Origin of the sequence: Streptomyces sp. NPDC092370, assembly GCF_044755265.1 — a bacterium.
In the GTDB taxonomy this organism is placed as follows: Bacteria; Actinomycetota; Actinomycetes; order Streptomycetales; family Streptomycetaceae; genus Streptomyces.
This window is the reverse complement of record NZ_JBIVQO010000008.1, coordinates 16,747-42,232: the sequence shown is the minus strand read 5'-3', so window position 1 is coordinate 42,232 and position 25,486 is coordinate 16,747. Positions and strand designations below refer to the sequence as shown.

Here is a 25,486-nt window from a genome sequence, read left to right as displayed (position 1 = left end):
GAGCTTCGCGTGTATGCTGGAACCACCTCAGATGGTTCCACCTCGACTGGGAGGTCTCATGACATCCTCCAAGGCAGGCATCGGGTGCTCGGGCCCCGCCGACGGCAGCCCGGCGTGGAGTGATGGCCCCCGGCACTGCGGAGTGCGCGCACGCGACGCCAGGGCTGGAGGTCGCTGACCATGGTGGACCTGACGGTGCTGCCGGGCTATGTGGCAGTGATCCTGCTCTTCCTCGGTCCCCCCGGGCCCGATATGGCCTATATGCTCGCAGTGGGCCTCGAAGGCGGTCGCCGGGCCGCGGTGAAAGCCATTCTCGGCATCGGAACCGGCATGAGTGTCTACGCCGCCGCCGTCGTCGCCGGCTTGGGAGAAGTCGCGCGATCGTACCCATTAGTACTGGACACGCTCAGGATTCTGGGTGCCGCGTATCTCCTATGGCTGGCATACGTGACGATGCGTCACGCACGTCGCGCGATCAGTGGGCGCAGTGATATCACGGCCGGACGCTGGTATCTGCGAGGCGTCTTCGTCAGCATCACGAATCCGAAGATCATTCTCTTTTTCCTCGCGGTGCTCCCGCAATTCATCGGAGGCGCGGACAACCCGGCATTGCAGATGGCGATCCTGGGCGCGATCAACGTTCTGATGGAAGTGATCCTGTACGGATGCATCGGAGTTCTGGCGGGATTCTTTCACGCGCGTCTTGTCGACTCGACCAAAGCAACGACCGTGCTGAACTACATTGCGTGCGCGGTTTATGTCGTGTTGGCCGGGACAATCTTCGGCGAGATCCTGCTGGCTTGATCGTCACTGCATGGCATCGGATCGTGTCCTGAGGCCAAGAAACGCCATCGCGGTATCCGCGGAGCCGAGCAGACGGCCGTCGGCCGTGGCTTACCCGCGGGCCGGCCGCTCCGGCAGCCGACCCGCGGGCCACGCGCTACGCGCCGAAGGCCTTGTTCTGGCCCTTCACCGGCTTCGCACCGGCGAGGAGGTGGGCCGGGACCAGATCGCGCGCCGGTTCGCTGTAACCGACGGAGACGATGCGGTCGCCCCGGTACGTGAACGTCGTCAGCGAGGCCAGCGTGCACTGGCGCTTGCGCGGGTCGTGCCACAGGCGGCGGCGCTCCACGTACGACCGGACGATCCAGATGGGCAGCTGGTGGCTGACCACGACCGCCTCGTGCCCGCGGGCCTTGTCCTTCGCCGCGCCCAGCGCGCTCATCATGCGGACGACCTGGTCGACGTACGGCTCGCCCCAGGACGGCCGGAACGGGTTCACCAGGTGCTTCCAGTTGCCGGGGTTGCGCAGCGCCCCGTCCCCGACCCCGAACGTCTTGCCCTGGAAGATGTTGTCGGCCTCGATCAGCCGCTCGTCGGTGGCGAGGTCCAGCCCGTGCGCCTTGGCGATCGGCTCGGCCGTCTCCTGCGCACGCTCCAGCGGCGAGGCGACGACATGCGTCACATCGCGGCCGGACAGGTGCTCGGCAACCCGGTCGGCCATGCGGCGGCCCAGGTCGGAGAGGTGGTATCCGGGCAGACGGCCGTAGAGGATGCCGTCCGGGTTGGCGACCTCGCCGTGCCGCATGAGGTGGACGACGGTGATGTCCTCGGCGCTGTTGTTCTTCCCGTCGCTCATGCCGTCGCCTCCGCCGCCGCACGGGCCGCCGCCGGGAGGGCGTCGGCGATCCGCTGCACGGCCCGTTCGTCGTGCGCGGTGGACACGAACCAGGACTCGAAGGAGGACGGCGGCAGGTAGACACCGTTCGCGAGCAGCGAGTGGAAGAACGCGGTGAAGCGGAAGGACTCCTGCGCCTTGGCGTCCTCGTAGTCGCGCACGGGCCGGTCGGTGAAGAACACGGAGAACATGTTGGAGGCGCTCTGCAGCCGGTGCGCCACGCCCTCCTTGGTCAGGGCGTCGGTGACGAGCCCCTGGATCTCCTGTGACACGGCGTCGACCTTGGCGTACGCCGCGTCGTCGAGGAGCCGCAGCTGGGCGAGTCCGGCCGCGGTGGCGACGGGGTTACCGGAGAGGGTGCCGGCCTGGTAGACGGGTCCGGCCGGGGCGAGGTGGGCCATGACGTCCGCGCGTCCACCGAAGGCCGCCGCGGGGAAGCCGCCGCCCATGACCTTGCCGAAGGTCATCAGGTCGGGGACCACGCCGTCGACCCCGAACCACCCGGCGCGGCTGGTCCGGAAGCCGGTCATGACCTCGTCGGAGATGTAGAGGGCGCCGTTGCCGGAGCAGATGTCCTTCAGGCCCTGGTTGAAGCCGTCGGCGGGCGGTACGACGCCCATGTTGCCCGGGGAGGCCTCGGTGATCACGCAGGCGATCTCGCCCGGGTGAGCCCGGAAGGCCTCGCGGACGGCGTCGAGGTCGTTGTACGGCAGGACGATGGTGTCGCCGGCCTGGGCGCCGGTGACGCCCGGGGTGTCGGGCAGCGCGAAGGTCGCGACGCCGCTGCCGGCCGCGGCGAGCAGCGAGTCGACGTGCCCGTGGTAACACCCGGCGAACTTGATCACCTTGGTGCGCTGCGTGAACCCGCGCGCGAGCCGGATCGCGGACATGGTCGCCTCGGTCCCGCTGGACACGAGCCGCACCTGCTCCAGCGGCGCGACGCGGGAGACCATCTCCTCGGCGAGCGCGACCTCGCCCTCACCGGGCGTCCCGAAGGACGTGCCGCGGGCGACGGCCTCCTGCACGGCGGCGATGACCTCGGGGTGCGCGTGCCCGAGGATCATGGGCCCCCAGGAGCAGACGAGGTCGACGTACTCCCGTCCGTCCGCGTCGGTCAGATAGGGGCCGCTGCCGGACACCATGAACCGCGGTGTGCCGCCGACGGCTCGGAAGGCCCGCACCGGTGAGTTCACGCCGCCGGGCGTGACGGCCTCCGCGCGGTCGAACAGAGCCTGCGAGGCCGGTGCTTCATACGGATATGCCAGTTCGCTCATGACCTGCGACTTCTCCGACCTTCTCCGACGTAGTCGGGCTCCGGGTGCCAGTGACTTGTTCAGGGTAGGCCAGGGGGGTGGGGGGACGGGGCGTGGGACAACCGGCCCCCCGGTGCCCGTCGTCTGCGAGACTGGTACCTGATACACACAGCTCAAGCGGCCAGGGGTGGCCGGAGGCCGCCAAGCTCCCGCGGTCAGATGTTTCGGCGCACGTTTCGGCGGGCGGCCGTGGGGGAGGTCACTGACACGATGATCGGGTTGCGCGGCGGGGGCGACGCGTCCTAGAAAAGCAGTCGGGTGGAGATATGCATCGCGGTGGCGGACTGGGCGAGGGGACTGACGACCTCGGTCCTCGACGTGCCCGGCGGGGAAGGCACCGGCGCGAGGCGGAGGACGCTCAGGAGCCGCGTCAGACACAGGGTTCACCGAGTGAACCGGAGCGTGCCGCCGGACGTACTGAACGCCGGATGGACGATCTTCGGGCCGGGAGCAGCGGGAATGGTGGTCGGGTGGGGGTGACGTACAAGTACTTCGGCGCGCCCGACGGGGCGACCGCGGCCCGCGTCCCGATCTCGATGCGTCCCGAGGAGCTCGGCGGCGACGAGCTCGGTATGAACGGCATGTTCACGAAGATCAAGCCGGAGACCATGGCGGCGATGGTCCTCACGGGCATCGAGGGCGTCCCCCTGCACAAGGTCCCGCCCCTGGAACTGGTCGTCCTGCACCCCGACTACGCAGTGGTCAAGCTGCCCATGACGGTCGTCGACCCCCTGCGTGGCATCGGCGAGGAGGCGGTCGGAGCGGCTGCCTTCATCTGGTCGACGGTCCCGGACCGGGGCGGCCCCCGCGACGCGTTCAACGTGTACCAACTGCTGCACGAGTGGCAGGACTTCAGCCACCGGCTGCACGAGGCGGGGCACCAGCCGTACTGCCTGGTCTGGCCCTGAGCTGACGTTCTTCGTGTTCGGCGGGGTTTTCGGACCCCGCCTTCGTCGTGTGCCGCAACACCTTTGCGCCCGCGCGAGCACCCCGTGCACCGCGCCGCCGCCTCGACTCATCGCCCGGCAGCCCTCAAGCGGGCGTCGCGGTTGACGGCGTCGAGGACCCGCCGTCCAACTGCGGTGTCTCTGCGTCCACGGCCGCACCTGCGCCGCTCTGCCGGCGCTCGGCATGCCTGTGCCCCTGCTCGCCCCCCGGATCACGGCCGGTGCGAGCGGTGGGGCGAGGCGCACGTCCCCGGCGGGGCCTCGGGTTCAGGCGTCAACGCCGCACCGCTCCCCGCCCCTTGAGGGGCGTGCCAGGGGGACACCCGCGCGGGAACCGACTGCTCCCGCGTGGATGTCCGCTGCCGGGTCGGTGGCTCAGTGGTCGGAGTAGCTGAAGTCCCCCACGGTCCAGGCGCTGACATCCTCGATGGCGACGCGGTACATACCGCCCGTCTCCGGGATCCCCACCGTGCCCTGGAGGATGCGGGCGACATGGAAGTGCAGATGCGTGGGCGGACCGTCCTTCTTCGTGGGGGTGTCGAAGACGGTGGAGAACTCGCCGAGTCGGGCGGAGTTGGTCAGCACCTCCGAAACCCTCTGCCTCCACACGGCTTCTGGGGCCAGCCGACCGGTGATGACAGCACCACCGGCGACCACGGTCAAGGACATCTGGTTGCTCTGCCCCGACTCCACAAGGGCAGCGATGTCAACGATCAGCTCGTCAGGCTTCCGCATGGGACCGGATTCTATGCACCGGCCCGTCCGGGTGCCTCGGGTGGTGGCACTACCGAGACGTAACGGGCGTCCCCGGTGGCGCCGCCGGAAGCCCGGGCGTCCCGGGCGCCGTGGGTGGCCGCTCGGTGCGCGGAGATCGGCCGACCCGGAACCTCACCGCCGAGCAGACCAAAATCTATGCTCGCTGGAGTAGACATTCTTCGCTCGACTCTTTATCGTTTCTCTCGTAGCCGAGATCCAGTGAGGCCCGGCAGACACGAACTGCCGGGCAGCAGTACCCGCATGACGGTGCGGTGGCGGAGTTTCGAAGCCAGGTGGTTGCACGACGGCGACGGAACTGGCGACCGGACCGGGTGGCCCGCAGGACGAGGGGCCGCCATCAGCAGTACGCAGTTCCCGTTTGGCAAGTGATCGATTCAGAGGGAAGAACGGAGGACGCGAGCGCCATCAGGATCGCCCGGGCGCCAGAGATGGGTCCGGGTGCCGCAGGACATCGATAGGCAGGTGGTCTCCGGTCACGCATCCGCGATCCCCGCACCCCCGTCGCAGTATCGGACGGCAGGGCGGAAACAGAAGGCCGGCGAGGTATTAGGGCCGGCAGATGGTGTTGTAGTCCCTTCGGGGCCCTGGTGCCGTACGGCGCCAGGGCCCCTCTACGCGTTCCACCAGAGAGGTGAGATGACAGCAGACGAGACACTGGGCCGTCTCGACGACGACCACTACCCCGCGTACACGACGGGCCGGGCCGCCGCGTTGCTCGGCACCACTCCCGGCTTTCTCCGTGCCCTCGACGAGGCTTCCCTGATCACACCCCTTCGCTCCCGGGGCGGCCACCGCCGCTACTCCCGCCACCAACTCCGCACCGCCGCCCGCGCCCGTCGGCTCGTCGACCAGGGCACGCCCATCGAGGCCGCCTGCCGGATCATCATGCTCGAAGACCAGCTCGAAGAAGCCCGGCGCCTCAACTCCGAAGAGCTCCGCGCCGACGGATCGCCCCGTCCGTCGACCGCCGCCCGAGGCGTGATGGCCGGAATGTGAGAGTCCCTCCCCCGAGGGGCAGGATCGGTACGCGTCGTGGGGTCGCACCAGGGCATCCCGTGACGGGCGGGACGAGTACGGCGGCCGTCGCCGACCGTGACCTGAGGGGGCCCTTGTGCGTGATCTCGCGGACTCGATCGAATCGATGGAGCAGCTCGCCACCGTCTGGCGGACCATGGTGCTCGACCGGGATCCGCATGCCGATGTGCGGGACCTGCCCGGCATCGCCGTGCGGTGGGCCGACTGCCGGTTCGCCTTCTGGAACTGCGTGACCCTGACCGATGTCGGCGCGGACGCCGGGCTGCTGAAGCAGCGGCTGAACGAGACCGCCGAGATCATGCGGTCCAAGACCCACGCAGGGTTCCTGTGGGTCTTCGAGGATCTGCTCGGCCCCCGGGCACGCGCCGGGCTCGGGGAAGCCGCCGAACAGGCGGGCCTGCGCTACGCCTTTCCCGGTACCGGCATGGCGGGAGACCTGCTGCCGATCCCCGAGCCCGTCCACCCCGAGCTGACCTTCGTGCGCGTGACCGACGACGACCTGCTGCGGGCCTACGCGGACATCAACTCGCGGGCCTACGGATTCCCGCTGGAGGACGGACGGGACGGGCTCGCCGGATCCGCGTTGTGGAAGAGCCGGGTGTTCGCGTACCTGGGCCTGCGGGACGGAGTCCCCGTGACCTGCGCCGCCGCAATCGAGGCCGACGGACGGCTCTTCGTCGCGCTCGTCGCCACCGATCCGGCGTGGGAACGGCGGGGGTACGCAGAGGCCGTGACCCGCAAGGCGCTCCACGAAGGGGCCCGGGCCACCGGGCTGACCCGGGCGACGCTGCACGCGACCGCCGCCGGAGCGCCCGTGTACCCGCGGATCGGGTTCCGGCCCAACTCCCCGATGCGGTTCTACGCCCTCGGCGACTGACCGGCCCACCGCGCCGACGCGCCCGCCCCGCGCGACGCCCCGGGGGCGGGCCAGGAGGTCGCGGTGGACGACCGGGAACCGCCGTACGGCCACATGAGGGTCGTCGCGTACGACGGGGTCACGGGACCGACGGCGCCCGGCGCACGGGGCCCGCCGAGTCAGTCGAGCCCTCCGCCCACCGTGAACCCGATCGCCGTCCCGCCGCCCTCCCGCCGGAAGGCGAAGGGCGCTCCCCCGTGCGCGAGGGCGACCTCGCGGACGATGGACAGACCCAGCCCGGAACCCGGCAGGGAGCGGGCGTCGGCGGCGCGGTAGAACCGGTCGAAGATCCGGGTGAGGTCGCTGTCGGCGATGCCCGGGCCGCGGTCGAGGACCTCGACCCGGATCCTGCCGGGCCGGGCCGGACCGGAGACGACGATCTCGATGGGCGCCCGGCCTCCCTGGTCGAACTTCACCGCGTTCTCGACGAGGTTGGACAGTGCCCGGGACAGCATCCCGGCCCGCCCGTCGGTCGTGGTGTCACCGCTCGCGCGCAGCAGGATCTGCCGGCCGCTGCGGCGCCGGGCCACCCCCGCCACCTCCTCGGCGATGTCGGCGACGTCCAGCCGGCGCGACGGCTCGGTGCCGGACTGCCCGGCCGCGAGGTCCACCAGCTCGTTGACCAGGTCGGTCAGTTCCCTGGCCTCCTGGCCCAGGTCGGCGACGAGTTCCTCCCGCGTTTCGGGCGGGAGTTCGTCGATCCGGCGCAGCAGGGAGATGTTCGTGCGCAGCGAGGTGAGCGGCGTGCGCAGCTCGTGGCCCGCGTCCTGCACCAGGCGGCGCTGGTCCTCCTCGGACTGGGCGAGCCGGCCCAGCATGCGGTCGAAGGCACGGCCGAGGCGGCCCACCTCGTCGTGACCGGCCACCGGCACCTGGATGCCCAGCCGGCGGGTGCGGGCGACGTCCTCGGCGGCGTCGGTCAGCACGACCAGGCGGCGGGTGATCCGCCGGGCCAGCCACCAGCCGAACAGCCCCGCCCCGACCACCACGGCGGCCATCAGCAGCAGGGTCCGCTGCTGGAGCGCCCGCAGCAGGTCCTCGACGTCGCTGAACTCCTGCGCGACCTGCACCGCGCCCCGGCCGCCGCCGAGGGAGACGGTCGCGACGCGGTAGACGTCGTCGCCCACGTCGACGTCCTTGTGCTCGGCCACCCGCCCGGAGTCGGCCGCGGCGGCGATCCGCGCGTCGGTGCCGGTGACCGGCAGGCCCGGGCTGCCCGCGTCGACGACGTGCCCGTCCGGGCCGAGCACCTGCACGTCCGTGCGGGCCGGACGCACCAGGTCGTGGCCGGGCGCGGCGGACGAGAAGTCGCCGGGTGTCATGTGGTTCTGGCGCACCTCGTCGCGCAGGTCCTGCACGACCTCGTCGAACACCGTCTGCTGGTCCACCCGCACCAGCCGGGCGGCGGCGCTGTAGGACAGGATGCCGACCAGCATCGTCACGGCCGCCGTCACCGCCGCGAACGACACCGCGAAGGTGGTGCGCAGCGACACCAGCTTCGGCCGCCGCCCGCTCAAGCGCCGGCGCAGGCGGCCCACTCAGTCCTCCCGCAGCACGTAACCCACGCCGCGCACCGTGTGGATCAGCTGCGGCGCGTCCGGCTCGTCGAGCTTGCGGCGCAGATAACCGACGTAGACGGCGAGGTTCTTGGAGCCGGGCCCGAAGTCGTATCCCCAGATGCGGTCGTAGATCGTCGAGTGGTCGAGGACGATGCCCGTGTTGCGCACCAGCAGTTCCAGCAGCTCGAACTCGGTGCGGGTCAGCTCCAGCTCGCGCGCCCCCCGCCAGGCCCGGCGGGCCTGCGGGTCCATGCGGATGCCGGCCGCCTCGATGAACCGCTCCGGGAGCGGCTTGGGCATCTCGGCCGCCGGCGCGCTCCCGGCGCCCACCGGGCTGGTACGGCGCAGCAGGGCGCGCAGCCGGGCGAAGACCTCCTCCACGTCGAAGGGCTTCACCACGTAGTCGTCGGCGCCCGCGTCCAGGCCGGCGATCCGGTCGGCGGTCTCCACGAGGGCCGTCAGCATGAGCACCGGCGTCCGGTCGCCCTCGGCGCGCAGCACCCGGCACACCTGGAGCCCGTCGATGCCGGGCATCATCACGTCCAGGACGAGCACGTCCGGACGGTTGCGGTGGGCCTTCGCCAGCGCCTCGACGCCGTCGGCGACCGCCATGACCTGGTAGCCCTCCAGGGTCAGGGCACGCTCCAGGGCGTGGCGGATGGCGCGGTCGTCTTCGGCGAGCAGCACGGTGTGGGGCACGCGTCCAGTGTGCCAAGCCGCCCAGTCCCGGGGACCGTGTGCGCTGCGCCGGAGCGTCCTTCTTACTGCCCTCTCACCACTGCCCTCTCACCAGGGCCCACGCACCCGGGAGCCGGGCCCTACCGGCCTCTCACCCCCGGGGCGGAGGCGAGCCGGGCCGCGTGCGTCGGGGCGTCCGGCACGTCCGCCGGGCGGCCCACGGCGAACTCCTTGCGCAGCACCGGCACGACCTCCTCGCCGAGCAGGTCGATCTGCTCCAGCACGGTCTTCAGCGGCAGCCCGGCGTGGTCGACGAGGAACAGCTGCCGCTGGTAGTCGCCGGCGTACTCGCGGAAGGCCAGCGTCTTCTCGATGACCTGCTGCGGGGAGCCGACGGTCAGCGGCGTCTGGTCGGTGAAGTCCTCCAGCGACGGCCCGTGCCCGTACACCGGCGCCACGTCGAAGTAGGGCCGGAACTCGCGTACCGCGTCCTGCGCGTTCTTCCGCATGAAGACGTGCCCGCCGAGCCCGACGATGGCCTGCTCGGGCGTCCCGTGGCCGTAGTGCGCGTACCGCTGCCGGTACAGCTCGACCATGCGCTTGGTGTGGTCGGCCGGCCAGAAGATGTTGTTGTGGAAGAAGCCGTCGCCGTAGAAGGCGGCCTGCTCGGCGATCTCCGGCGAGCGGATCGACCCGTGCCAGACGAACGGCGGTACGCCGTCCAACGGGCGGGGCGTGGCCGTGAAGCCCTGCAGGGGCGTACGGAACTTCCCCTCCCAGTCGACGACGTCCTCGCGCCACAGCCGGTGCAGCAGGGCGTAGTTCTCCACGGCGAGCGGGATGCCCTGCCGGATGTCCTGCCCGAACCAGGGGTAGACCGGGCCGGTGTTCCCCCGCCCGAGCATGAGGTCGACCCGGCCGTCGGCCAGGTGCTGGAGCATCGCGAAGTCCTCGGCGATCTTCACCGGGTCGTTGGTGGTGATCAGGGTCGTGGCCGTGGAGAGGATCAGCCGCTCGGTGCGGGCCGCGACATAGCCGAGCATCGTGGTCGGCGACGACGGCACGAACGGCGGGTTGTGGTGCTCACCGGTCGCGAAGACGTCGAGCCCCGCCTCCTCGGCCTTCAGCGCGATGGCGACCATGGCCTTGATCCGCTCGCGCTCGGTCGGTATCCGGCCGGTGGTCGGGTCGGGCGTGACGTCGCCGACGCTGAAGATCCCGAACTGCATGGTCGCTCACCCTCCGCCTTGTTTACAGTTCAACTATACCGGGAGAACGGCGGTCCCCAGCGGGCTGTTCCCCGTGCGCGGCCCGGCCGGTCCGCGCGAGCAGCCGCCCGAACGCCGACGCGTCCTCGCCCTTCGGCGCCGGCTCCCCGAACCACACCCGTCTTCCGGCCGCCGGCGCCGGCTCGCCCACCGCGTCGACCGGCTCCGCCACGACCGCCTCGCCCGTGCCCGGGAACTCCTGGCCCGTCGCCCGCGCCAGGTCCCACCCGTGCGCCATCGGATCCGGCAGCGCCATCGAGCCGACCAGCCGCGCGGGCATAGCCATCCCCCGGGCCTCGATCCGGACGCGAACCGCCAGGGCTGTCCGCGACGCCCCGCCGCCCGCGACGCCCGGCACGCACTCGCGCCGGGCATGCGAAGCTGGCCGCCATGTTCGTGCTCCGTTCCGCCGCCCTCTTCGTCCTGGCAGCCCTCCTCGAGATCGGCGGCGCCTGGCTCGTCTGGCAGGGCGTGCGCGAGCACAAGGGCTGGCTCTGGGCGGCCGGCGGCGTCCTCGCGCTCGGCGCCTACGGCTTCGTCGCGACGTTCCAGCCCGACGCGCACTTCGGCCGCGTCCTCGCCGCCTACGGCGGGATCTTCGTCGCCGGTTCGATCCTGTGGGGCGTGGTCGCCGACGGCTACCGCCCGGACCGCTGGGACGTCACGGGCGCGCTGGTCTGCCTCGCGGGCATGGCCGTCATCATGTACGCCCCGCGAGGCAGCTGACCGGACGCCGGCCGGACGCCCGGGGCCTCAGAACGGCTCGTCCGGCATCAGCCCCAGTTGCCCGAGGAAGTCCCTCTCGTCGAAGTACAGCCGGTAGTCGACGATCCGCCCGTCCTTCACCGTGGCGATGTCCACCCCGCGGATCCGGATCTCCTTCTGCGTCGGCGGCAGCGTCTCACCGTTGGGCAGCTCCAGCGGCCCGGTGTTGCGCCCGCTGAAGATCCCCTCGTCGATGGCCGTGTCACCGGCCTCGTAGGAGTGCAGCACCTCGAACCTCGCCTCGGGGACCGCCTCGGTCATCGCCCGCCAGTACTCGACGATCGCGTCGCGCCCGCGCAGCTCCCCCTCGTCGGGGGTGAAGGCGACCGCGTCCTCGGCGTAGAGCTCACCGAACACCTTCAGGTCGGCGTGTGTGGTGACCGCGTCCGTCAGCCGGTCCATGACCTCACGTGCCTCACCCATGATCCACCTCCTGGAGAACAGGGGACCACCCGGTCTCAATTCTCCCACCGCGGGGCCCACCTATCCTGGCCGGAAGCACCCGCGCACCATCCGTCCGCACACCCACGCCCGAGGAGCTCCCATGGCCCCCGCCGCCCCGCCCGCAGCCTCCCGCATCGCCGTCGTCACGGGTGCGAGCAGCGGAATCGGCGCCGCCACGGCCCGGCAGCTCGCCGCGGCGGGCTACCGCGTCGTCCTGACCGCGCGGCGCAAGGACCGCATCGAGGCCCTGGCCGAGGAGATCACCGCGGCCGGCCACCAGGCCACGGCCTACCCCCTGGACGTCACGGACCGCGCGGCGGTCGACGAGTTCGCCACGGCGTTCAAGACGATCGGCGTGCTGGTCAACAACGCGGGCGGCGCACTGGGCGCCGACCCGGTCGCGACCGGCGACCCGGCCGACTGGCGCCAGATGTACGAGACGAACGTCATCGGCACCCTCAACCTCACCCAGGCCCTGCTGCCCCAGCTGATCGCGAGCGGTGACGGCACGGTCGTGGTCGTCTCCTCCACCGCCGGGCACGGCACCTATGAGGGCGGTGGCGGTTACGTGGCCGCCAAGCACGGGGCCCACGTCCTCGCCGAGACCCTGCGCCTGGAGATCGTCGGCCGGCCGGTCCGCGTCATCGAGATCGCCCCCGGCATGGTCAAGACGGACGAGTTCGCCCTGACCCGCTTCGGCGGCGACGAGGACAAGGCGGCCAAGGTCTACCAGGGCGTCGCCGAGCCCCTCACAGCCGACGACGTCGCCGAGACGATCACGTGGGCGGTCACCCGCCCCGCCCACGTCAACGTCGACCTCCTGGTCCTCCGCCCCCGCGCCCAGGCATCGAACACGAAGGTGCACCGGGAGTCGTAGAGCGGGCCGGTCAGCCCTTCACGCAGACGACCTGCTTGATCTGCGCCACGACCTCCACGAGGTCGCGCTGCTGGTCGATGACCTGCTCGATCGGCTTGTAGGCGCCGGGGATCTCGTCGACGACACCGGAGTCCTTGCGGCACTCCACACCCTGGGTCTGCTGCTCCAGGTCCTTCGTGGTGAACCGGCGCTTGGCCGCGGTGCGGCTCATGCGCCGCCCCGCGCCGTGCGAGGCCGAGTTGAAGGACTTGGCGTTGCCGAGGCCCTTCACGATGTACGAACCCGTGCCCATGGAGCCGGGGATGATCCCGTACTCGCCGGAGCCGGCCCGGATCGCGCCCTTGCGGGTCACGAGCAGGTCCATCCCGTCGTAACGCTCCTCGGCCACGTAGTTGTGGTGCGCGCTGATCTCCGGCTCGAAGGTGGGCTTGGCCTTCTTGAACTCCTTGCGGATCACGTCCTTCAGGAGCGCCATCATGATCGTGCGGTTGTGCTTCGCGTACTCCTGCGCCCAGAACAGGTCGTTGCGGTACGCCGCCATCTGCGGGGTGTCCGCCACGAAGACGGCGAGGTCACGGTCGACCAGGCCCTGGTTGTGCGGGAGCTTCTGGGCCACGCCGATGTGATGTTCCGCCAGCTCCTTGCCGATGTTCCGGGAACCGGAGTGCAGCATCAGCCAGACAGAACCGGTTGTATCCGTGCACACCTCGACAAAGTGATTGCCACCGCCGAGCGTTCCCATCTGCTTCACAGCACGTTCCTGACGGAACTTGACCGCTTCCGCAACCCCGTCGAACCGTCCCCAGAACCCGTCCCATCCGGCGGTGGCCAGCCCGTGGAAGCGCCCCGGATCGACAGGGTCGTCGTGCATCCCCCGCCCCACCGGAATCACCTGCTCGATCCTCGACCGCAGCCGGGACAGATCGCCGGGCAGGTCGTTCGCCGTCAGGGACGTCTTCACCGCCGACATTCCGCAGCCGATGTCGACGCCCACCGCCGCGGGGCACACCGCGCCCTGCATCGCGATGACCGAGCCGACCGTCGCACCCTTGCCGTAGTGCACGTCGGGCATGACGGCCAGGCCCTTGATCCACGGCAGGGTGGCGACGTTCCGGAGCTGCTGGAGCGCCGATTCCTCGACCGAGGCCGGGTCGGCCCACATCCGGATCGGTACCTTCGCACCCGGCATTTCTACATACGACATAACGCCCTCAATCCCCCGTAAGCGAGTAGAAGTCTTCAACAGCAAATACCGGAGCCAAGGTCAACGAAAGGGAAATCGGACCGGCGTTCACGGCTGTGCGTGCGATACACATTGTGTTCATCGCCCGCCCTGCGGCGGCAAGCCAATATCCGTCTCGAGAGGGGCCACCACGTGCAACGGAAGGCGTACGCACCCGGTATCGCCGTGCTCCTCGCGGCGGTGCTGGCCGGCTGCACCGGCGGCTCGGCCGACGGTGGTTCGCCGGACGACTCCAACCCGGGTGACACCGGCACGGCGTCGCCCGCCGCCGAGCCCGGCCGCTACCGCACCCTGCCCGACCCCTGTGCCGTGGTCAGCGAGAGCGCGCTCGACGAACTCCTCCCCGGCATCCGGCGGATCCGCGACGAGGAGCAGCGCGAGAAGGTCTACGAGGGCGAGCCGACGAGCACCTTCGACACCGACCGCAAGGTCGGCTGCCGCTGGAAGGTGGACTCCCCGGACGCCACCGACCATCTGCTGATCGACTTCGAGCGGGTCGTCTCCTACGACAACGCCGTCAGCGACGCCGGCCGGGCCGAGCAGCTCTTCGCGGAGCAGGAGGCCTCGGCCCACCTGCCCGCGCCGACCGCCACCGAGACGGCGGTCAGTGGCAGCACCCCGGCGGGCGGTTCGGAGGCGTCCCCGAGCGGTTCGCCTTCCGCGTCCGGCTCCTCCTCGCCCTCGGCGTCCCCTTCCGCGCCCCCGACCGACCTGCAGCCCCGGGTGCTGGAGGACCTCGGCGACGAGGCCTTCCTCGACGACGGTCTGAACAGTTCCGGTTCGACGGCCAAGCAGCGGACGGTGACTGTGGCGTTCCGCACGTCCAACGTCATCGTGACCATCGAGTACGCGGAGCAGCCGACGACCGTCGGCGTCGTCCCGGACAGCAAGGAAATGCAGGACAGGGCGCAGAAGCTGGCCTCCCAGCTGGCGGATTCGCTGAGCGGCTGAGGCCCCTTCACGGCCCCTTCACGAGGACCCGGAAAGCGTGGGAAGGAAGAACACACCGTGGCCCCACCGCGTACCGTGACCACTCGGACCCGTTCCGACCGCAGGGAACCACGAGCGTCATGAGTGAAGGAACCATGCAGCGACGAGCACAGCGAGACCAACCAGCGAAGCGCCTCAACCGCGTCCTTGTCTGCGCGGCCGCCGTCCCCGTGATGCTGGTCGCCGCCGGCTGCTCCTCGGACTCCGGCTCCGGCGACAGCACGGACAAGGCCGGGAAGGCCGCGGCTTCGGCGTCGGCGTCCGCGAGCCCGTCCCCGACGGTGCAGGCGGCGGCGTACGGCAAGCTTCCGGAGCCGTGCAAGGTGTTCTCGAAGAAGACGCTGAAGGACCTCGTGCCGGAGGGGAAGTCCGGCAAGGAGGGCACCTCGGACGACATCTCGACGCGTGCCAGCTGCTCCTGGAACAGCCTCGACAACAACGGCGTGAAGGGCTCGCAGTTCCGCTGGCTCAACGTGTCGATGCTGCGCTTCGAATCGGACGTCACCCGCGGCCCGGCCGACAAGCTGGCCCAGCAGTACTTCGAGAAGCAGGTCCAGGAGGCGCAGGCCGTCGAGGGCGCGAAGAGCGTCAAGACCGAGCCGGTGACGGGCACGGGCGACCAGGCGACGGCCGTGCGCTACGACCTGAAGAAGAAGGAAGGCACCTTCAAGCAGCAGACGATCGTGGCACGCGTCGAGAACGTCGTCGTCACGCTCGACTACAACGGCGCCGGTCTGGCCGGCGACAAGACGCCGAGCGGCGAGGACCTTCTGAAGGACGCGAAGAAGGCCGCCAAGGAGGCGGTGGCCGCGGTGTCCGACGCGAACGGCACCGGCGGCGGCAAGGCGAGCGCCGACCCTTCGAAGACGCCGTCGAAGTCGCCCTCGAAGTCGCCGTCCGGGTCGGCTTCCAAGGAGGCCTCGGACGAGCCCTCGAAGGACGCCTCGACGTCGCCGTCCAAGAAGCCGGCGTCGAAGAGCTGAACCGTCCCGACGGGAACCGGCCACCCGTCCTCCGCACACATGTGCCACCCTGTTGCGCGCAACAACACGCAAGGGGAGGGGAGTACGGGTGGCCGCGCCACTGCAACTGACTCGGATGCACCGCGTTCTCATCGGCGTGGTCGTGGCCGGCGCCGTGATCATCGCCGGTATCGGCTTCGCCGGTTCGTACGCGGCGGTTCGCGAGTTGGCCCTGAAAAAGGGCTTCGGGAACTTCTCCTACGTCTTCCCGATCGGCATCGACGCGGGCATCTGCGTCCTGCTGGCCCTCGATCTGCTCCTCACCTGGATCAGGATTCCGTTCCCCCTGCTGCGTCAGACGGCCTGGCTGCTGACGGCGGCGACGATCGCGTTCAACGGCGCCGCGGCGTGGCCGGATCCGCTCGGTGTGGGCATGCACGCGGTGATCCCGATCCTGTTCGTGGTCTCGGTCGAGGCGGCCCGGCACGCGATCGGCCGCATCGCGGACATCACGGCCGACAAGCACATGGAGGGTGTCCGCCTCACCCGCTGGCTCCTCTCCCCCGTGCCCACGTTCCTCCTCTGGCGCCGCATGAAGCTGTGGGAGCTCCGCTCCTACGAGCAGGTCATCAAGCTGGAGCAGGAGCGTCTGGTCTACCAGGCGCGGCTGCGGTCGCGGTTCGGCCGGGCCTGGCGCCGGAAGGCACCGGTGGAGTCCCTGATGCCGCTGCGGCTGGCGCGATACGGGGTGCCGCTGGCCGAGACGGCCCCCGCGGGGCTGGCGGCGGCGGGCATAGAGCCGGCGCTGATCCCCCCGGCGCCGCAGCAGACCGAGCTGGCCGCGGGCGGTCGCGCCGCAGCTCCGGCGCCCGTCCCGCAGCGGACGGCACCGCCCGCCGAGCAGCGGCCGCAGCTCGAGGGCAACCGCGGCGCCGAGCAGCCGGCGAGCGCCCCGGAGCCCGAGCAGAGCCCGTGGTTCAACACGCCCCGCGAGGTCGAGTACCAGGGCGGCTACGACCCCGACTACGACCCGGCGGAGCAGTACGCCCAGTGGATCGCGGAGCAGCAGGAGGCCGAGCGGTACCAGGCCCAGTTCGAGCAGGAGCCCTCCCCGGAGGACACCGGCGGCTTCCCCATCCCGGTGGGCCCGGGCCGCACCCGTGAACTGGGTGACGGCGGCGGCGCCCCGCTCCCCGGCGCCGCGCCGGTCGCGGAGCCGGACGAGGAGGCGTACTACCAGGTCTTCAAGCAGTCGATCAACGGCAGCTACCCGACGCCGAATCAGCTCGTCGACAACATCGAGGCGGAGTACGGCATCCGGGTCGACACCACGGATGCCAAGCGCATGGTCGACCGCTTCAGCGGTCGCCACTACAAGGAGATGGAAGAAGAGCACATCGCCTAGCCGCGGCTGGTGCCGGAATCACACCTTCGCTCCCTCCCCTTGCGCTTGCGCGCAGCCCCCGGGTGCGACCGCGCCCGGGAACGGGCGGCCGCCGCGAACCTGGGCGCCTCGGGATCCCCGGAGCGCGACGTCATCCGCCGCGCGCGACGAAGGGGCCCTCCCGGCGGAGGGCCCTTTCCGGCTACTGGCCGAGCAGCGACCGCACCCGGTCCTGCCCCACCGCCAGCAGCAGCGTGGGCAGCCGCGGCCCGGTGTCCCGTCCGACCAGCAGGTGGTACAGCAGGGCGAAGAAGGACCGCTGGGCGGTCTTGATCTCCGGCGGCAGCTCCTTCGGCGTGGCGTCGGCGGAGAACCCGGCCTGCACCTTCGGCACGCCGTAGACCAGGTGCGTCAGCCCGTCCAGCGACCAGTGGCCGGCCAGCCCGTCCAGCAGCAGCCGCAGCGACTCGCGGCCCTGCTCGTCCAGCGACTTCAGCAGCTCGGCGTCCGGCTCGTCCCGCACGATCGTCCGCTGGTCGGCGGGGACGTGCGTGTTGATCCAGGCCTCGGCCTTGTCGTAGCGCGGGCGGGCCTCGTCGAGCGAGGTCAGCGGCTGCTCCGGGTCCAGCTCGCTGAGGATGCGCAGCGCCTGGTCCTCGTGGCCGGCGGTGATGTCCGCGACGGACGCCAGCGTCCGGTACGGCAGCGGCCGGGGCGTTCGCGGCAGCTCACCGGCGGCCGTACCCACCGCACGCGCGTGCGCGGCCACGTCGGCCGGCAGGGCGCTGCCGTCGGCGACCTTGGCGTCCAGCCGGTCCCACTCGTCGTAGAGCCGCTGGATCTCCTGGTCGAAGGCGACCTTGAAGGACTGGTTGGGCCGGCGGCGCGCGTACAGCCAGCGCAGCAGCTGCGGCTCCATGATCCGCAGGGCGTCGGCCGGGGTGGGCACGCCGCCCTTCGAGGACGACATCTTCGCCATGCCGGAGATCCCGACGAAGGCGTACATCGGCCCGATCGGCTGCTTCCCGCCGAAGATCCCGACGATCTGCCCGCCGACCTGGAACGACGAGCCCGGCGAGGAGTGGTCGACACCGGAGGGCTCGAACACGACGCCCTCGTACGCCCACCGCATCGGCCAGTCGACCTTCCAGACCAGCTTGCCGCGGTTGAACTCGTTCAGCCGGACCGTCTCCGAGAAGCCGCACGCGGTGCAGGCGTACGTCAGCTCGGTGGAGTCGTCCTCGTAGGACGTGACGGTGGTGAGGTCCTTCTCGCAGTTGCCGCAGTACGGCTTGTACGGGAAGTACCCGGCGGAGCCGGAGCTGCCGTCGTCCTCGGCGGCCGCGCCGGAGCCCTCGGCGGCCTCCAGCTCGGCCTCGTCGACCGGCTTCTGCCCCTGCTGCTTCTTGGCCGGTGCCTTCTTCGTGCGGTACTGGTCGAGGATCGCGTCGATGTCGCCGCGGTGCCTGATGGCGTGCAGGATCTGCTCGCGGTACACACCCGAGGTGTACTGCTCGGTCTGGCTGATCCCGTCGAACTCCACGCCGAGCTCGGCCAGCGACTCGATCATCGCGGCCTTGAAGTGCTCGGCCCAGTTGGCGTGCGAGGAGCCCTTGGGCGCCGGGACGGACGTCAGGGGCTTGCCGATGTGCTCGGCCCACGACTCGTCCACGCCCGGGACCCCGGCCGGCACCTTGCGGTACCGGTCGTAGTCGTCCCAGGAGATCAGGTGCCTCACCCGGTGGCCCCGGCGGCGGATCTCGTCGGCGACGAGGTGCGGGGTCATGACCTCGCGCAGGTTCCCCAGGTGGATGGGGCCGGACGGCGAAAGGCCGGACGCGACGACGACGGGTTTGCCCGGGGCCCGGCGCTCCGACTCCTCGATGACCTCATCCGCGAAACGGGAGACCCAGTCGGTGGTCTCGGTGCTCTGAGCCACGATCGGCACGTCCTTCTTTCTGCATCGGGCAGCCGGTACGGTCGCACGGCTGACCGCATCATTGTCCCAGACCACCTCGCGCCCGGAAAAACGGCTTTACCACCATGGGATACTGGCGGTGACCATCGATTCCCTCGAGGAGAACGGCACCCCTACCTATGGCCTCGGTCACGTCCCTCAGCGACTCCGTCCACCAGCGCCTCGCGGCGGCCCTGTCGGCAGCCCTGCCGCAGGCCGGCTCCGCGGACCCGCTGCTGCGACGAAGCGACCGGGCCGACTTCCAGGCCAACGGGATCCTGGCCCTCGCGAAGAAGGAGAAGGCCAACCCGCGCGAGCTGGCCACGCAGGTCGTCTCCCGGGTCGAGTCGGGTGAGCTGATCAAGGACGTCGAGGTCTCCGGCCCCGGCTTCCTGAACGTCACCGTCACCGACCGTGCGATCACCCAGAACCTCGCCGCGCGCTACGCGGACGACACCGGCCGCCTCGGCGTGCCGCGCGCGAAGCGGCCGGGCACCACGGTCATCGACTACGCCCAGCCGAACGTGGCGAAGGAGATGCACGTCGGTCACCTGCGTTCCGCGGTGATCGGCGACTCGGTGGTGCAGCTGCTGGAGTTCACCGGCGAGCGGGTGGTCCGGCGTCACCACATCGGCGACTGGGGCACTCAGTTCGGCATGCTCATCCAGTACCTGGAGGAGCACCCGCACGAGCTGGACCACGAGTCCGGTGAGGTGAGCGGCGAGGAGGCGATGTCGAACCTGGACCGCCTCTACAAGGCCTCGCGGGGGCTGTTCGACTCCGACGAGGAGTTCAAGACCCGTGCCCGGCGCCGGGTGGTGGACCTCCAGGCGGGCGACCCGCAGACCCTCGCCATGTGGCAGAAGTTCGTGGACGAGTCGAAGATCTACTTCTTCTCCGTCTTCGAGAAGCTGGACATGGAGATCCGCGACGAGGACATCGTCGGCGAGTCGGGGTACAACGACATGCTCGCCGAGACCTGCCGCCTCCTGGAGGAGTCGGGCGTGGCGGTCCGTTCCGAAGGCGCCCTCTGCGTCTTCTTCGACGACGTCAAGGGCCCGGACGGCAAGCCGGTCCCGCTGATCGTGCAGAAGTCGGACGGCGGCTACGGCTATGCGGCGACCGACCTCTCGGCGATCCGCGACCGGGTCTTCGACATCAAGGCGAACAGGCTCCTCTACGTCGTGGACGCCCGGCAGTCGCTCCACTTCAAGATGGTCTTCGAGACGGCCCGCCGCGCCGGCTGGCTGAACGACGACGTCGAAGCGGTCCAGCTCGCCTTCGGCACGGTCCTCGGCAAGGACGGCAAGCCGTTCAAGACCCGTGAGGGCGAGACGGTCCGCCTGGTCGACCTGCTCGACGAGGCGATCGACCGTGCCTCGGCCGTGGTCCGGGAGAAGGCCCAGGACCTCTCCGAGGAGGAGATCGCCGAGCGGGGCACCCAGGTGGGCATCGGCGCGGTGAAGTACGCGGACCTGTCGACGTCGGCGAACCGCGACTACAAGTTCGACCTGGACCAGATGGTCTCGCTCAACGGCGACACCTCCGTGTACCTCCAGTACGCCTACGCCCGGATCCAGTCGATCCTGCGCAAGGCCGGCGAGGCCCGTCCCGCCGCCCACCCGGAGCTGGACCTGCACGCGGCGGAGCGTGCGCTGGGCCTGCACGTCGACTCGTTCGGGGAGACGGTGGCGGAGGCGGCGGCGGAACACGCCCCGCACAAGCTGACGGCGTATCTGTACCAGCTGGCGTCGCTCTTCACGACGTTCTACGACAAGTGCCCGGTGCTGAAGGCCGAGACGCCCGGGCAGATCGAGAACCGTCTGTTCCTCTGCGACGTCACGGCCCGCACGCTCCACCGTGGCATGGCCCTGCTGGGCATCCGGACGCCCGAGCGGCTCTGAGCCCGGCTCCTGACGACAGCCCCGAGGGCGGCACTCCCCACCGAGTGCCGCCCTCGGGCGTCACGGGCGGCGGGCCGGGCGGGGGCACGACGGCGCGGCAGCCGGGTCCCCTGCCGTACGGGGCCTGCGCTGGGCGGTGGTGTTCGCGCCGTCCAGGGCGCTCCCGGATGACGTCCGCGTGCCCGGTGTGCTGGGCGGTCTCCGCGAGGGGAACGTGTCCTTCTCGGACATCCGGTGCCGGCCCATGCCGGGCATGTCCTCGGGCAGTTCACCGTCGCCCTCGGCGATGATCCGCGTCCCCGCCCCCTCTCCCTGGGCCGGGTGCTTCACGATCCCGCCGAGGGCCGGCTCACTCACGGTCGTGCACGGTGCGGCCCTGCGCGTCGGTGCGTCCGCGCACGGTGAGACCGTGCGGGCCGCGCTCGCCGCCGTACCGCCGCGCGGGCCTGCGCACGAGTCCGGCGACGGTCATGACAGGGCGGCTTCGGCCGCGGTGACGCCTGGTGCCCCGCAACCTGAGGACGTACGTGCCGCCTACCAGCAGGTTCCGGGATCCGAACGCCGGGCGCGCACGGACTCGGGCCCGGAACCCAGGGTTCATCCCTTGGCGCCGATGGCCGCGTAGACGTTGATGTCCGCGTCCGTGACGTCGTTGATGTCGCGGTAGCGCACCTTCTCGATCTCCTCGAGCCCGGCGAGGAAGGACTCCTCCGGCTGCTCGGGGACGGGGGCGGCGTGGTCGGGCCGCCAGCGGTGCGCGGGGACGACGCCCGGGTCGGCGATCTTCAGGCCGTTCTCCGTGAAGAACCGCTCGACGTCGGCCCGGGACCGCAGCACGAAGGTGAACCCGCGCTCGGTGTAGGTGCGCTGGACCGCGCGGATGTTCTCGGGGTTGAGGTCCTCGGTGAGGTGGCTCAGCACCAGCCGGCTGCCGGCGGGCAGTTCGTCGAGCAGTCCGCGCACCAGCGGATACGCCTCCTCGTCCGCGACGAAGTGCAGGATCGCGACCAGGCAGAGCGCGACCGGCCGGTCGAAGTCGATGGTTTTGGCGGCCTGTTCGAGGATGCGGGCCGGGTCCCGCAGATCCGCGTCGATGTAGTCCGTACGCCCCTCGGGGCCGCTGGTCAGCAGGGCGCGTGCGTGCGCGAGCACCACGGGGTCGTTGTCGACGTACACGACCCGCGACTCGGGCGTGATGCGCTGCGCGATCTGGTGCACGTTCTCGGCGGTGGGCAGGCCGGTCCCGATGTCGAGAAACTGCCGGATGCCGTCCTGCTCCACGAGCGTGGTCACCGCGCGCCGCAGGAAGTCGCGGTTGTGCCGCACGTCGAGGTACCCGCGCGGGTTGGCGGCCAGCGCTGCGGCGGCCGCGTCCCGGTCGACCGGGTAGTGGTCCTTGCCGCCGAGGAAGACGTCGTAGACCCGGGCCGGGTGCGCCTTGCTGCTGTCGATCCTCCTCCGCAGCTCGGCGGGGTCCTGGCTGAGGGCGTCACCGGACATGGATGTCTCCCTGAAGAGTAGGTGGTTCAATCAGCAACCACTACGGCGGTCAACAACCTAACGGTTCAAGTGATTTGATGGTGCCCGTGCAGACCCACCCACGAGCGACGACAACCCTCTGGCGCCCCACCGGCCCCGTGGAACTGGACCTGGTCCGCGCACTCGACTGGCGCGCCTGGCCGCCCCGGCTCCCCGAGCAGCCGATCTTCTACCCGGTCCTCAACGAGGACTACGCGATCAGGATCGCCCGCGACTGGAACGTCAAGCACGACGGCGCCGGATTCGTCACCCGCTTCGAGGTCGAGACGGACTTCCTGGCCCGCTACCCGGTTCAGCAGGCCGGCGGTCGCACCATCCTCGAACTGTGGGTCCCCGCCGAGGAACTCGACGAGTTCAACGCCCACATCGTCGGAGAGATCGAGCTGGTCCACGAGTTCCACTGAGCCCGCACCTCAGGACTGCTCCGTAATCCCCTTCCCTGACCCTTCTCACCGCCCAACGGGACTCGTCGGCGGGACGCCCGGCGCGCCGCTCGTACGGAAGGGTGGGCCCTGGACCTTCACGTTCAGCCTGCCCGCAGGGCACAAACAGCGCGGCGGCCGCGAGGCTCACGACGCGGGGGAACGGCACGAGGGCGGATACGCCGGGCGGCACCCTGACGGTCAGCTGAAGGCTGCCCGTCAGGGACGACGCGCCGGCCTACTGAACCTTGAGCTTCTGGGCCACTTCGGTGGCCCAGTAGGTCAGGATGCTGCGCGCACCGGCCCGGCGGATGCCGGTCAGCGTCTCCAGGATCGCCCGGTCCCGGTCGATCCAGCCCTTCTCGGCGGCGGCCTCGACCATCGAGTACTCGCCGGAGATCTGATAGGCGACCACCGGCACGTCCACGGCGTCCGCGACCCGGGCGAGGATGTCCAGGTAGGGCCCGGCCGGCTTGACCATCACCATGTCGGCGCCCTCCTCGAGATCGAGGGCGAGCTCACGCAGCGACTCCCGGGCGTTCGCGGGATCCTGCTGATACGTCTTCCGGTCCCCCCGCAGGGACGAGCCGACGGCCTCCCTGAAGGGCCCGTAGAAGGCGGAGGCGTACTTCGCGGTGTAGGCGAGGATGGCGACGTCCTCCCGCCCGATCTGGTCGAGGGCGTCGCGGACGACCCCGATCTGCCCGTCCATCATCCCGCTGGGCCCGACCACATGGGCGCCGGCGTCGGCCTGCACCTGGGCCATCTCGGCATACCGCTCCAGGGTCGCGTCGTTGTCGACCCGCCCCTCGGCGTCCAGCACCCCGCAGTGCCCGTGATCGGTTGTCTCGTCGAGACACAGATCGGACATGACGAGCAGATCATCGCCGACCTCGGCCCGCACGTCCCGCAGGGCGACCTGGAGAATCCCGTCCGGGTCGGTCCCCGGCGTCCCGAGCGCGTCCTTCTTCGACTCCTCCGGCACGCCGAACAGCATGATCCCGGAGATCCCCGCCGCGACCGCCTCCGCGGCGGCCTTCTTCAGACCGTCCCGGGTGTGCTGCACGACCCCCGGCATCGCCGCGATCGGCACGGGCTCGCTGATGCCCTCCCGCACGAAGGCCGGAAGGATGAGGTCAGCGGGGTGCAGCCGGGTCTCGGCGACCATCCGACGCATCACGGGGTTGGTCCGCAACCGCCGCGGCCGAGTACCGGGGAATGATCCGTACGTCGTCATGCCCTCTACGCTACGCCCGCCCGAAAAGCCTGGATGCCGACGCGATGTCGGCGTGCTCGTGCCCCGCCGGACAGGCCCACCGTCCCACCATGCGCCCGCCACCGGGCAGGTCCATCCTGAGAACACAAGGACCCCGACGGCCCACTGCGTCGCCGCCGCCGTCCCTCCGTACCCGCCCCCACGGAGGACGCGATGACCGCCCCCCACCACACCCCGGACCTCTTCGCCCTGTCGGACATCGACGGCCCCGTCCTGCGTCCCGGCGAACGCGGCTACGCCGACGAAGTCACCGGCTTCAACCTGGCCGCCCTGCACACCCCGGACGTCGTCATAGGCGCCACCGGCACCGACGACATCGTCACCGCCATGCGCTGGGCGAACGCCACCCGCACCCCCGTCGCCGTCCAGGCCACCGGCCACGGCGCCAACTTCCCGATCGAACAGGGCCTGCTGATCAGCACGGCCCGGATGACGGACGTCCAGGTGGACCCCACCGCCCGCACCGCCACCATCGCCGCGGGCGCGAAGTGGAGTCACGTCATGGCCGCGGCCGCACCCCACGGCCTGGCCGGTCTCTGCGGCACCTCCACCGACGCGGGCGTCATCGGCTACACCCTCGGCGGCGGGCTCCCGGTCCTCGGCCGTGCCTACGGCTTCGCCGCCGACCTGGTCCGTTCCTTCCAGGTCGTCACCCCCGACGGGCACCTGCGCGAGACGGACGCCCGGCACGAACCGGAACTGTTCTGGGCCCTGCGCGGCGGCAAGGGCAACGTGGGCGTGGTGACCTCGCTGATCGCCGAACTGCTCCCGCTCCCCCGCCTCTACGGCGGCGGCATCCACTGCCACGCCGAACACACCGAGACCCTGCTGCGGGCCTGGACGGACTGGACCCGCACCGTCCCCGACGAGATGTGCAGCATGTTCTCGGTCTTGCGCCTGCCGCCCATCCCCCAGATCCCCGAACCGCTGCGCGGCGGCTTCTGGGCCCGGGTCGCGATCGCCTGGCCGGGCGACACGGCCGAGGGCGAGGCACTGATCGCGCCGCTGCGCGCAGCCGCCCCCGTGGCCGTCGACATGGTCGAGGAGATGGACCACGCGGCCCTGGACCGCATCCACATGGAGCCCCAGGACCCGCTCCCGGCACGGGAGTGCTGCCTGCTCCTGCGCGACCTGCCCCCCGACGCCATCGGCACGTTCCTGGAACAGGTCGGCCCGGGGGCGGGTGCCGACCACCCGCTGCTGGTCGCCTCACTGCGGCACATGGGCGGCGCCCTGGCCCGCCCCTCGGCCGTCGAGGACGCCGTCTGCGCCCGCGACGCCGGCTACTTCATGGAGTCGGTCGGAATCATGCCCGCCCCGCCCGTGGCCGAGGCCGTCGAACAGGCGACGCGCCGCCTCTACACCGCCATGGCCCCCTACGGCACGGGCCGCACCATGGTCAACATCCACGGCACCCCGGGCGACGAACAGGACCGCGCCCGCGCCTGGACCCCCGAGGTCTACGCACGCCTGCGTCACGACAAGGCCACCTACGACCCTGCCAACCTGCTGCGCTACGGCCACGCGGTGACTCCCGCGTAGCCGCAGCGAC

The 25,486-nt window shown here is 70.8% G+C and carries 26 protein-coding genes; 12 read left to right on the top strand and 14 right to left on the bottom strand.

The window, feature by feature from the left end; translation table 11 throughout:
* The first annotated feature begins 180 nt into the window (after nucleotides 1-180).
* Nucleotides 181-804, top strand: a complete 624-nt coding sequence (locus ACIQHQ_RS23660) for a LysE family translocator (RefSeq protein ID WP_402614659.1) — start codon at nucleotides 181-183, stop codon at nucleotides 802-804.
* 136 nt (nucleotides 805-940) lie between these two features.
* Here the strand turns inward: ACIQHQ_RS23660 and ACIQHQ_RS23655 are convergent, their stop codons facing one another.
* Together ACIQHQ_RS23655 and hemL are read right to left on the bottom strand one after the other, a co-directional pair.
* Nucleotides 941-1,639 (bottom strand): histidine phosphatase family protein, encoded by a 699-nt coding sequence (locus ACIQHQ_RS23655; RefSeq protein WP_402614656.1) that lies wholly within the window; start codon nucleotides 1,637-1,639, stop codon nucleotides 941-943.
* Entirely contained in the window at nucleotides 1,636-2,952 is a 1,317-nt protein-coding gene (gene hemL / locus ACIQHQ_RS23650; protein WP_402614653.1) for a glutamate-1-semialdehyde 2,1-aminomutase, read from the bottom strand. The genes ACIQHQ_RS23655 and hemL overlap by 4 nt, the downstream gene beginning before the upstream one ends.
* A gap of 509 nt (nucleotides 2,953-3,461) precedes the next feature.
* Here hemL and ACIQHQ_RS23645 point away from each other — a divergent pair.
* Nucleotides 3,462-3,899, top strand: coding sequence for a hypothetical protein (locus ACIQHQ_RS23645; RefSeq protein ID WP_003974483.1), 438 nt, complete (start codon nucleotides 3,462-3,464; stop codon nucleotides 3,897-3,899).
* 414 nt (nucleotides 3,900-4,313) lie between these two features.
* Here ACIQHQ_RS23645 and ACIQHQ_RS23640 read toward each other — a convergent pair whose 3' ends face one another.
* Nucleotides 4,314-4,673, bottom strand: a complete 360-nt coding sequence (locus ACIQHQ_RS23640; RefSeq protein ID WP_390991608.1) for a hypothetical protein — start codon at nucleotides 4,671-4,673, stop codon at nucleotides 4,314-4,316.
* A 678-nt stretch (nucleotides 4,674-5,351) separates the two neighbouring features.
* Here ACIQHQ_RS23640 and ACIQHQ_RS23635 point away from each other — a divergent pair.
* A complete protein-coding gene (locus ACIQHQ_RS23635; RefSeq protein ID WP_402614649.1) occupies nucleotides 5,352-5,711 on the top strand; it encodes a MerR family transcriptional regulator in 360 nt (119 codons plus the stop codon).
* Between the two features lie 115 nt (nucleotides 5,712-5,826).
* Nucleotides 5,827-6,627, top strand: a complete 801-nt coding sequence (locus ACIQHQ_RS23630; RefSeq protein WP_402614646.1) for a GNAT family N-acetyltransferase — start codon at nucleotides 5,827-5,829, stop codon at nucleotides 6,625-6,627.
* A 158-nt stretch (nucleotides 6,628-6,785) separates the two neighbouring features.
* On the opposite strand, the gene ACIQHQ_RS23625 is transcribed toward ACIQHQ_RS23630, so the two are convergent.
* The 4 genes from ACIQHQ_RS23625 to ACIQHQ_RS23610 all read right to left on the bottom strand — a co-directional run bounded on the left by ACIQHQ_RS23625 (nucleotide 6,786) and on the right by ACIQHQ_RS23610 (nucleotide 10,451).
* Nucleotides 6,786-8,204 carry an ATP-binding protein gene (locus tag ACIQHQ_RS23625; RefSeq protein ID WP_402614643.1) on the bottom strand — a complete coding sequence of 473 codons (1,419 nt, stop codon included), beginning with the start codon at nucleotides 8,202-8,204 and terminating at the stop codon, nucleotides 6,786-6,788.
* Nucleotides 8,205-8,924, bottom strand: a complete 720-nt coding sequence (locus tag ACIQHQ_RS23620; protein WP_402614641.1) for a response regulator transcription factor — start codon at nucleotides 8,922-8,924, stop codon at nucleotides 8,205-8,207. It abuts the gene before it with no gap.
* Nucleotides 8,925-9,043: 119 nt separating this feature from the next.
* Nucleotides 9,044-10,132, bottom strand: coding sequence for an LLM class flavin-dependent oxidoreductase (locus ACIQHQ_RS23615; RefSeq protein ID WP_402614638.1), 1,089 nt, complete (start codon nucleotides 10,130-10,132; stop codon nucleotides 9,044-9,046).
* A 22-nt stretch (nucleotides 10,133-10,154) separates the two neighbouring features.
* On the bottom strand, nucleotides 10,155-10,451 hold the full coding sequence (locus tag ACIQHQ_RS23610; protein ID WP_402614636.1) for a hypothetical protein: 297 nt from the start codon (nucleotides 10,449-10,451) through the stop codon (nucleotides 10,155-10,157).
* 110 nt (nucleotides 10,452-10,561) lie between these two features.
* Between ACIQHQ_RS23610 and ACIQHQ_RS23605 the strand changes: the two genes are divergently transcribed.
* Nucleotides 10,562-10,897: a YnfA family protein gene (locus ACIQHQ_RS23605; RefSeq protein ID WP_402614633.1), complete on the top strand. Its 336-nt coding sequence runs from the start codon at nucleotides 10,562-10,564 to the stop codon at nucleotides 10,895-10,897.
* Nucleotides 10,898-10,924: 27 nt separating this feature from the next.
* Here the strand turns inward: ACIQHQ_RS23605 and ACIQHQ_RS23600 are convergent, their stop codons facing one another.
* On the bottom strand, nucleotides 10,925-11,359 hold the full coding sequence (locus tag ACIQHQ_RS23600; protein ID WP_402614630.1) for an ester cyclase: 435 nt from the start codon (nucleotides 11,357-11,359) through the stop codon (nucleotides 10,925-10,927).
* A gap of 121 nt (nucleotides 11,360-11,480) precedes the next feature.
* Here ACIQHQ_RS23600 and ACIQHQ_RS23595 point away from each other — a divergent pair, with 121 nt between their 5' ends.
* Entirely contained in the window at nucleotides 11,481-12,257 is a 777-nt protein-coding gene (locus tag ACIQHQ_RS23595; protein WP_402614627.1) for an SDR family NAD(P)-dependent oxidoreductase, read from the top strand.
* Nucleotides 12,258-12,267: 10 nt separating this feature from the next.
* On the opposite strand, the gene ACIQHQ_RS23590 is transcribed toward ACIQHQ_RS23595, so the two are convergent.
* Nucleotides 12,268-13,461: an RtcB family protein gene (locus tag ACIQHQ_RS23590; RefSeq protein WP_402614624.1), complete on the bottom strand. Its 1,194-nt coding sequence runs from the start codon at nucleotides 13,459-13,461 to the stop codon at nucleotides 12,268-12,270.
* A 171-nt stretch (nucleotides 13,462-13,632) separates the two neighbouring features.
* Between ACIQHQ_RS23590 and ACIQHQ_RS23585 the strand changes: the two genes are divergently transcribed.
* The 3 genes from ACIQHQ_RS23585 (at nucleotide 13,633) to ACIQHQ_RS23575 (ending at nucleotide 16,857) form a co-directional block, all read left to right on the top strand.
* Entirely contained in the window at nucleotides 13,633-14,451 is an 819-nt protein-coding gene (locus ACIQHQ_RS23585) for a DUF3558 domain-containing protein (RefSeq protein ID WP_402614621.1), read from the top strand.
* Nucleotides 14,452-14,585: 134 nt separating this feature from the next.
* A complete protein-coding gene (locus tag ACIQHQ_RS23580; protein ID WP_402614619.1) occupies nucleotides 14,586-15,473 on the top strand; it encodes a DUF3558 family protein in 888 nt (295 codons plus the stop codon).
* A 115-nt stretch (nucleotides 15,474-15,588) separates the two neighbouring features.
* Nucleotides 15,589-16,857 carry a DUF2637 domain-containing protein gene (locus ACIQHQ_RS23575; RefSeq protein WP_402614617.1) on the top strand — a complete coding sequence of 423 codons (1,269 nt, stop codon included), beginning with the start codon at nucleotides 15,589-15,591 and terminating at the stop codon, nucleotides 16,855-16,857.
* Between the two features lie 181 nt (nucleotides 16,858-17,038).
* Here ACIQHQ_RS23575 and lysS read toward each other — a convergent pair whose 3' ends face one another.
* Nucleotides 17,039-18,784, bottom strand: a complete 1,746-nt coding sequence (gene lysS / locus ACIQHQ_RS23570; protein WP_402614614.1) for a lysine--tRNA ligase — start codon at nucleotides 18,782-18,784, stop codon at nucleotides 17,039-17,041.
* Between the two features lie 149 nt (nucleotides 18,785-18,933).
* Here lysS and argS point away from each other — a divergent pair, with 149 nt between their 5' ends.
* Entirely contained in the window at nucleotides 18,934-20,697 is a 1,764-nt protein-coding gene (gene argS / locus ACIQHQ_RS23565; RefSeq protein ID WP_402614612.1) for an arginine--tRNA ligase, read from the top strand.
* Nucleotides 20,698-20,757: 60 nt separating this feature from the next.
* On the opposite strand, the gene ACIQHQ_RS23560 is transcribed toward argS, so the two are convergent.
* The 3 genes from ACIQHQ_RS23560 to ACIQHQ_RS23550 form a co-directional block, all read right to left on the bottom strand.
* On the bottom strand, nucleotides 20,758-21,054 hold the full coding sequence (locus ACIQHQ_RS23560; RefSeq protein ID WP_402614610.1) for a hypothetical protein: 297 nt from the start codon (nucleotides 21,052-21,054) through the stop codon (nucleotides 20,758-20,760).
* Nucleotides 21,047-21,169, bottom strand: coding sequence for a hypothetical protein (locus ACIQHQ_RS23555; protein ID WP_402614607.1), 123 nt, complete (start codon nucleotides 21,167-21,169; stop codon nucleotides 21,047-21,049). The genes ACIQHQ_RS23560 and ACIQHQ_RS23555 overlap by 8 nt, the downstream gene beginning before the upstream one ends.
* A gap of 125 nt (nucleotides 21,170-21,294) precedes the next feature.
* Nucleotides 21,295-22,197: an SAM-dependent methyltransferase gene (locus ACIQHQ_RS23550; protein WP_402614604.1), complete on the bottom strand. Its 903-nt coding sequence runs from the start codon at nucleotides 22,195-22,197 to the stop codon at nucleotides 21,295-21,297.
* 86 nt (nucleotides 22,198-22,283) lie between these two features.
* Here ACIQHQ_RS23550 and ACIQHQ_RS23545 point away from each other — a divergent pair, with 86 nt between their 5' ends.
* A complete protein-coding gene (locus ACIQHQ_RS23545) occupies nucleotides 22,284-22,640 on the top strand; it encodes a hypothetical protein (RefSeq protein WP_402614602.1) in 357 nt (118 codons plus the stop codon).
* A 256-nt stretch (nucleotides 22,641-22,896) separates the two neighbouring features.
* Here ACIQHQ_RS23545 and hemB read toward each other — a convergent pair whose 3' ends face one another.
* Nucleotides 22,897-23,895, bottom strand: a complete 999-nt coding sequence (gene hemB, locus ACIQHQ_RS23540) for a porphobilinogen synthase (RefSeq protein WP_402614599.1) — start codon at nucleotides 23,893-23,895, stop codon at nucleotides 22,897-22,899.
* 192 nt (nucleotides 23,896-24,087) lie between these two features.
* On the opposite strand from hemB, the gene ACIQHQ_RS23535 reads away from it, so the two are divergent.
* Entirely contained in the window at nucleotides 24,088-25,476 is a 1,389-nt protein-coding gene (locus ACIQHQ_RS23535) for an FAD-binding oxidoreductase (protein WP_402614597.1), read from the top strand.
* The last annotated feature ends 10 nt before the right edge of the window (nucleotides 25,477-25,486 follow it).